Origin of the sequence: Acidovorax sp. PRC11 (genome assembly GCF_031844105.1) — a bacterium.
GTDB lineage: Bacteria > Pseudomonadota > Gammaproteobacteria > Burkholderiales > Burkholderiaceae_C > Paracidovorax.
In genome coordinates this window covers 122,837-129,266 of sequence record NZ_JAUZUQ010000015.1, presented here as the reverse complement: position 1 = coordinate 129,266, position 6,430 = coordinate 122,837, and the positions used below count along the sequence as shown (strand labels likewise).

The 6,430-nt window shown below is 70.6% G+C and carries 5 protein-coding genes and 1 pseudogene; 5 read left to right on the top strand and 1 reads right to left on the bottom strand.

Annotated features, from left to right (window positions below; genetic code table 11):
* The 5 genes and pseudogenes from Q9R47_RS17355 to Q9R47_RS17335 all read left to right on the top strand — a co-directional run.
* Positions 1 to 368, top strand: a pseudogene (locus Q9R47_RS17355) (hypothetical protein); the annotation flags it as partial.
* A 13-nt stretch (positions 369 to 381) separates the two neighbouring features.
* Positions 382 to 1,239: an aspartyl/asparaginyl beta-hydroxylase domain-containing protein gene (locus tag Q9R47_RS17350; protein ID WP_311234432.1), complete on the top strand. Its 858-nt coding sequence runs from the start codon at positions 382 to 384 to the stop codon at positions 1,237 to 1,239.
* Positions 1,227 to 2,285: a sulfotransferase family protein gene (locus Q9R47_RS17345; protein ID WP_311234431.1), complete on the top strand. Its 1,059-nt coding sequence runs from the start codon at positions 1,227 to 1,229 to the stop codon at positions 2,283 to 2,285. Before Q9R47_RS17350 ends, Q9R47_RS17345 begins: the two co-directional genes overlap by 13 nt.
* On the top strand, positions 2,282 to 3,331 hold the full coding sequence (locus tag Q9R47_RS17340) for an ABC transporter substrate-binding protein (RefSeq protein WP_311234430.1): 1,050 nt from the start codon (positions 2,282 to 2,284) through the stop codon (positions 3,329 to 3,331). The genes Q9R47_RS17345 and Q9R47_RS17340 overlap by 4 nt, the downstream gene beginning before the upstream one ends.
* A gap of 14 nt (positions 3,332 to 3,345) precedes the next feature.
* Positions 3,346 to 3,879 (top strand): tail fiber protein, encoded by a 534-nt coding sequence (locus Q9R47_RS17335; RefSeq protein WP_311234429.1) that lies wholly within the window; start codon positions 3,346 to 3,348, stop codon positions 3,877 to 3,879.
* 36 nt (positions 3,880 to 3,915) lie between these two features.
* Here the strand turns inward: Q9R47_RS17335 and Q9R47_RS17330 are convergent, their stop codons facing one another.
* Positions 3,916 to 6,372 carry a UvrD-helicase domain-containing protein gene (locus Q9R47_RS17330; protein ID WP_311234428.1) on the bottom strand — a complete coding sequence of 819 codons (2,457 nt, stop codon included), beginning with the start codon at positions 6,370 to 6,372 and terminating at the stop codon, positions 3,916 to 3,918.
* Positions 6,373 to 6,430 lie beyond the last annotated feature (58 nt).

Below are 6,430 nucleotides of genomic sequence, written 5' to 3'. Positions count from 1 at the left end.
CCACGGGCGCGACCGGCGTGGCGGGCCCTGCGGGAGCCACCGGCAGCACCGGCCCTGCAGGGCCGACCGGCGCGGCCGGTTCCGTCAGCGCATCCGTGACGGTGCGCGAAGTCACCATGCAGCCCGTGAATGCCGAGAGTTGCGCGGTCACCTCCTGCTGCAATGCGGGCGAAAAAGTGCTGGGCGGAGGCCATGCGGCGAGCACGGCGCAGGCAACTCCCGAGGACGCAGCCGTCTACGTGGGAGAGAGCCGGCCGGTCGCCAACTGTGGCGGCACGCCCGGCGCGTTCGGCTGGTCGGTCCGCGCGCTCAACTCGTACCGGGCGAACCTGCAGAGCTGCACGGCCTATGCCATCTGCTCGCAGTGACGCCCCGCCATCCATGACCACTGCGCCGCTCCCGGACCGGCCCGGCACGGCCGCCGCGCGCTGCGCCGCGTTCCCCCCTGCCCGCCGCATCGCCCACGGCGTGGACGTGGGCGCGGCGCTGGCGGAGATCGGGGCGCTGCCGGACGCTGCCTGGGGCGCCCATTTCAATAGCGGCAAGCACAACGGCGGCTGGCACGTGACCGCGCTGCGCAGCACGGCCCTCTCGCCCCTGCCCGCCGCGCCGGGCGAATTCTCCGCCGACCTCTACCGGGACGATGCCGCGATGGAGCATTGCCCGGCCGTGCGAAGCCTGGTCTCCGCCCTCGTCGGCGACGCCCCGCTCAAATCGGTGCGGGTGCTGCGCCTGGCCCCGGGAGGGGAAATCCTGGAGCACACCGACCCGGGCGTGGGCCTGCGGGACGGCGAGGCCCGGCTCCATCTGCCGCTGCGCACCCATGGCGCCGTGTTCTTCTATGTGGACGGCGAGCGCGTGCCCATGCGCGCGGGGGAGTGGTGGTATGCCGACTTCTCCCTGCCCCACCGTGTCTCCAACCGCGGCACGGAGGACAGGCTGCACCTGGTGGTGGACTGCAAGGCCACGCCCGCGCTGCAGGAAGCCATCGCCGCGGGCGACGCCGGAGATCCCTACCCACCCGAACAGGACCCGCAATGGCGGTTCGCGCAGTTCCGGCAGCAGGTGTTCGGCGACCCGGCCCTGCAGGACCGCCTGCTCGGCATCCGCGCACGCGAGGATTTCGCCCGGGAGTGCGTGCAACTGGGCCGCGAGCACGGCCAGGACTTCACCGAAGCGGAAGTGCTCTCCGCCATGGCCTGCGGGCGGGATCGCTGGAAGCGCCAATGGATCGTCTGAACTTCACGGGCTGGTCCCCCATCCGCATCCACGAGGAACCGGGCCGCGGGCCGCAGGTCGACTGGATGCGCGCGCCGCCCGAACTCACGCGCAGGCCCTTCTTCGCGGACGGCGTGCAGGATGCGATGCAGCACCCGTTCCACCAGGCCTTCCGCCGGCAGTCCTCCCTGGAAGAGCTGATCGGCTGGGCCCGGGTTTCGCCCGGCCTGCAGCCTTCGGGCATCGTCTTCCATGTCTCGCGCTGCGGCTCGACGCTCGTCAGCCAGGCCTTCGCGGCGCTCGACGGCCACGTGGTGCTGTCGGAGCCGCCGCCGCTGGACGACCTGCTGCGCGCGGACCGCCGCCTGCCGTCCCTGGCACCGGACCGTGCCACCGATGCCGTTCGGGCATTCGCGAGCGCGTGGGCCCAGCCGGCCGCGCCCGCGCACGGCACCCCGCCGCGGCACCTCGTCATCAAGTGCGACTGCTGGTCCACCGACCACGCCGCGCGCATCGCCGACGCCTGGCCCGAGGCGCCCTGGCTGTTCCTGTACCGCGATCCGGTGGAAGTGCTGGTGTCGCAACTGCAGCAGCGCGGGGCCTACCTCATCCCCGGCGGGCCGCTCGGCGTCAATCCCGCGGGCATCCCTTTCGACGAAGCCCTGGGCATGGGCCCGGAGGCCTATTGCGCCCGCACCCTGGGCGCCATCTACGAAGCCATGCTCCGGGAATTCCGGCCGGGCCGCACTTTGCTGCTCCACTACCGGCAGCTCCCGGCCGCCATTGCAGACACCATTGCGCCGCACTTCGGCATGCAGCCCGACGCCTCGGCCCGGGAGCGCATGCGGGCCGCATGCGGCGTCCACGCGAAAAATCCGTTGCAGCCTTTCGAGCCCGATGCCGAACGCAAGCGCCGCGCAGCGCCGCAGCGCCTGCATGCGCTGGCGGAGCAATGGATCGCCCCGCACTACGACGCCCTGGAGCGGCTGCGTGCCGCGCAGGACGGCCTCCCCCGGGCGACCGGAGAACGGCCCGGCGTGCCGGCCCCAGGAGCGACACCCCCATGACCTCTTCGACCTCCTCTCCCGCACGGCTCGGCCGCCGGGGCTTCCTCGGGGCGTCGGCCTCCACGGCCGCCGCTGCGGCCTGCGGCACGGCTCCCGCCCTCGCCGCGGCAGCGACGGCCTCGGGCGGCCTGCCTGCTCCGGCCGTACGCCGCACGGTAGGCGTGCTGCTGCCGGAGTCATCGCGTTATCCCACGCTGTCCGCCGAGTTCCTCGCCGGGCTGGACGCGGGCGCCGCCGCATCGGGCCTGCCAGCTCCGCGCTGGCTGCCCCTGCCCTACGGCCGCAGTGCCCGGGCCGCCGTGCGGCAGGCACAGGCGGCCGTGCAATCCGGCAGCGTGGATGCGCTGGCCGGCTGGCTGCCGGCCGACGCCGCGGCCGATCTGGTTCCGCTGCTGCAAGAGCATGCCGTGCCCTTCCTGGCGAGCGATACCGGCGCCGACCGGCCCTCCGGCCGCCCCGCAGCCCGCTCGCCCTGGCTCATACCGCACACGCTGGCGCTGTGGGAATCCTGCGCCCTGCTCGGCCACGAAGCGCCGCGGCGCTGGGGCAGCCGGGCGGTGCTCTGCATGGGTTTCCTCGAAAGCGGATACGACTTCCCGCACGAGTTCCGCGCTGCGTTCGAAGCCGCGGGCGGCACCGTGGCGGCCCTGCATGTGTCGGGCCTGCCGGACGGGCGGCCCGAATTCGACGGGCTGGTCGCAGCCCTCAAAGGCACGTCCGCCGATTTCGTGGTGGCGCTGTATTCCGGCCGGCAGGCCGGGCGCTTCCGCGCTGCGTGGCAACGTCTGGGCATGGAACGCCAGCGGCCTTTGCTGGACCTCCCGGTTGCCCTCGAAACCACCGTCTCCACATCGTCCCCGGGGGCAGCCATGCGGTTGGGCACCGATGCAGGGGGGCGGCTGGCTCGATGGCAGGCGATGGCGCATGACAGGCCGTTGGCGGCCAGCGCCCAGATGCGTGGCCCCAGCCAGGAATCCCCGATCCTGCAAACCACTACACGCCAGCGCATGCACAGCGGCTGGACCAATCCCTATCTCGTGACCTGAGGAAAGACACAAGCATGGCAGCCGAACCATTCATTGGCGAAATCACCATATTTGCCGGCAATTACGCCCCCCCCGGCTGGGCTATCTGCAACGGGCAGATGCTTTCCATATCGCAGAACAGTACACTTTTCGCCATCATAGGCACGATGTACGGTGGCAACGGCACCACGACGTTCGCGCTGCCGGACCTGCGGGGGCGGGTACCTCTGGGCCCGGGACAGGGCCCGGGGGTGTCGATGAACTATGTTCAGGGACAAGTGGGCGGACAGGAGTCGGTGACGCTGTTGAGCAACCAGATGCCCATGCACGTCCACCCCACGTCGGTGGCGGTGAGCAGCAACGCCGGCAATTCCGCGGCGCCGAATGGCCGCACACTTGCCGCATCAGACCAGCGCAACGACCAGTACACCGACCAGGGCGGGAACGGCAATCTGGCGGGCGTTTCGTCCGGTATGGCGGGAGGCAGCCAGCCGCACGAGAACATGCAGCCCTATCTCTGCATCAACTTCATCATCGCCCTGCAGGGGATTTTTCCATCGCGCAATTGAGCAACCCGCCTGGCAGAGCCCCGGCCCGCCAGTGCGTCAATCCACCACCGTGAGCTTGGCCACCGACAGCGCCAGCCACTTGGTGCCGTGCCGCGGGAAATTCACCTGCGCCCGTGCATCGTCGCCCGTGCCTTCGAGCGCCAGGACCTTGCCCTCGCCGAACTTGGTGTGGAACACCGCCAGCCCCACGCGCAGGCCGTGGGCCGGCGGCGCCTTCTGCGCCGGCACGGGCGGGCTCGCGAAGGTCTCCGACCTCGCCCCCGACCCGAAGCCGCCCCAGGCCGATCCGGCACTCCCGCCCCGGCCGCCTCCCTGCGGCGCGAAGCTGCCGAAGCCCTGCTGCTTGGGCGTGATCCATTTCAGCGCCGCCTCGGGCAACTCGTCGAAGAAGCGGCTCTTGATGTTGTAGCGCGTCTGCCCGTGCAGCAGGCGCGTCTGCGAGTGGCTGAGGTAGAGGCGCTTGCGGGCGCGCGTGATCGCCACGTACATCAGGCGGCGCTCTTCCTCCAGGCCGTCCCGGTCGCTCATCGAGTTCTCGTGCGGGAACAGGCCCTCTTCCATGCCGCCGATGAACACGGCGTCGAACTCCAGCCCCTTGGAGGCATGCACCGTCATGAGCTGCACGGCGTCCTGGCCGGCCTGGGCCTGGTTGTCGCCGGCCTCCAGCGCCGCGTGGGTCAGGAAGGCCACCAGGGGTGAGAGCGTCTCGCCGGTGTCGGCGTCCACCACGCCCGGCAGGGGCTCGTCCACCACGGGCTGCGACGGGTCGATGCCCTGGCTGGCCGGGCTCTGGCGCAGGCTGGTGCCGTATTCGTCCACCGGCAGCGCGACGGCGTCGCGGCCGAAGCCTTCCTGCGTCACGAAGCTCTCGGCGGCGTTGATCAGTTCTTCGAGGTTTTCCAGCCGGTCCGCGCCTTCCTTCTCGGCGCGGTAGTGCTCCACCAGTCCGCTCGATTCGAGCATCTGGCCGATGATCTCGCGCAGCGTCTGGCCCTGCGTCTGCTCGCGCATCACATCCACCATGGCGACGAACGCGCCCAGGTTGGCGCCCGCCTTGCCGGGCACGGCGCTCACGGCATCGTGCAGCGAGCAGCCGGCCTGCCGCGCCGCGTCCTGCAGCACCTCCACCGTGCGTGCGCCGATGCCGCGCGGCGGGAAGTTCACCACGCGCATGAAGCTGGTGTCGTCGTTCGGGTTCTCCAGAAGGCGCAGGTAGGCCAGCGCATGCTTGATTTCCGCGCGCTCGAAGAACCGCAGGCCGCCGTACACGCGGTACGGCACCGCGGCATTGAACAGCGCCGATTCGATCACCCGGCTCTGCGCGTTGCTGCGGTAGAGCACGGCGATCTCGCGGCGCTCGAAGCCGTCATTGCGCGCGAGCTGGCGGATCTCGTCGACCATCCACTGCGCCTCGGCCAGATCCGTGGGCGCCTCGTAGACGCGCACCGGCTCGCCGGGGCCCTGCGTGGTGCGCAGGTTCTTGCCCAGGCGGCGGCTGTTGTGGCTGATGAGGGCGTTGGCCGAATCGAGGATGTTGCTGTAGCTGCGGTAGTTCTGCTCCAGCTTGATCTGGTGGCGCACGTCGAACTCGCGCACGAAGTCCTGCATGTTGCCCACGCGCGCGCCGCGGAAGGCGTAGATGCTCTGGTCGTCGTCGCCCACCGCCAGCACGCTGCCGTGCGTGACGAGGCGGCCGTCCACCATGTCGCCCGCGATCTGCTTGAGCCAGGCGTACTGCAGCTTGTTCGTGTCCTGGAACTCGTCCACCAGGATGTGCTGGAAGCGCCGCTGGTAGTGCTCGCGGATCGGGTCGTTGTCGCGCAGCAGCTCATAGCTGCGCAGCATCAGTTCGCCGAAATCCACCACGCCCTCGCGCTGGCACTGCTCTTCGTAGAGCTGGTAGAGCTCCACCTTGCGGCGGCCGTCGGCATCGCGCGCGTCCACGTCGCCCGGGCGCAGGCCTTCTTCCTTGCAGCCGCTGATGAAGTAGGCGAGCTGCTTGGGCGGGAAGCGTTCTTCGTCCACGTTGAATTGCTTGCACAGGCGCTTCACGGCCGAGATCTGGTCCTGCGTGTCCAGGATCTGGAAGGTGGACGGCAGGCCGGCCGTCTTGTGGTGCGCGCGCAGCAGGCGGTTGCACAGGCCGTGGAAGGTGCCGATCCACATGCCGCGCACGTTCACCGGCAGCATGGCCGAGAGGCGCGCCGTCATCTCCTTGGCGGCCTTGTTCGTGAAGGTGACGGCCAGGATGCCGCCGGGCGAGACATGGCCGTTCTGCAGCAGCCAGGCGATGCGCGTGGTGAGCACGCGCGTCTTGCCGGAACCCGCGCCGGCCAGGATCAGGGCGTGGCCTGCGGGCAGCGTGACGGCGGCGAGCTGCTCGTCGTTCAGGTTCTGCAGCAGGGGCGACGCAACGGCCGGCCCGGCCGCGGGGCCCGGCTCGGCAGCGCCGAAAGGCGCTGGCGCGCCGGAAAACAGATCGTGTGGGAGCATGCCGCCATTGTAGGAACCCGGCCTCCCTGCCCCGGCCGCAGGGTCAAGCCTCCGCCCA

Coding starts and splice junctions, on each gene's coding strand:
- Q9R47_RS17350 (WP_311234432.1), top strand. CDS start 382: ATGACCACTGCGCCGCTCCCGGACCGGCCCGGCACGGCCGCCGCGCGC.
- Q9R47_RS17345 (WP_311234431.1), top strand. CDS start 1,227: ATGGATCGTCTGAACTTCACGGGCTGGTCCCCCATCCGCATCCACGAG.
- Q9R47_RS17340 (WP_311234430.1), top strand. CDS start 2,282: ATGACCTCTTCGACCTCCTCTCCCGCACGGCTCGGCCGCCGGGGCTTC.
- Q9R47_RS17330 (WP_311234428.1), bottom strand. CDS start 6,372: ATGCTCCCACACGATCTGTTTTCCGGCGCGCCAGCGCCTTTCGGCGCT.
- Q9R47_RS17335 (WP_311234429.1), top strand. CDS start 3,346: ATGGCAGCCGAACCATTCATTGGCGAAATCACCATATTTGCCGGCAAT.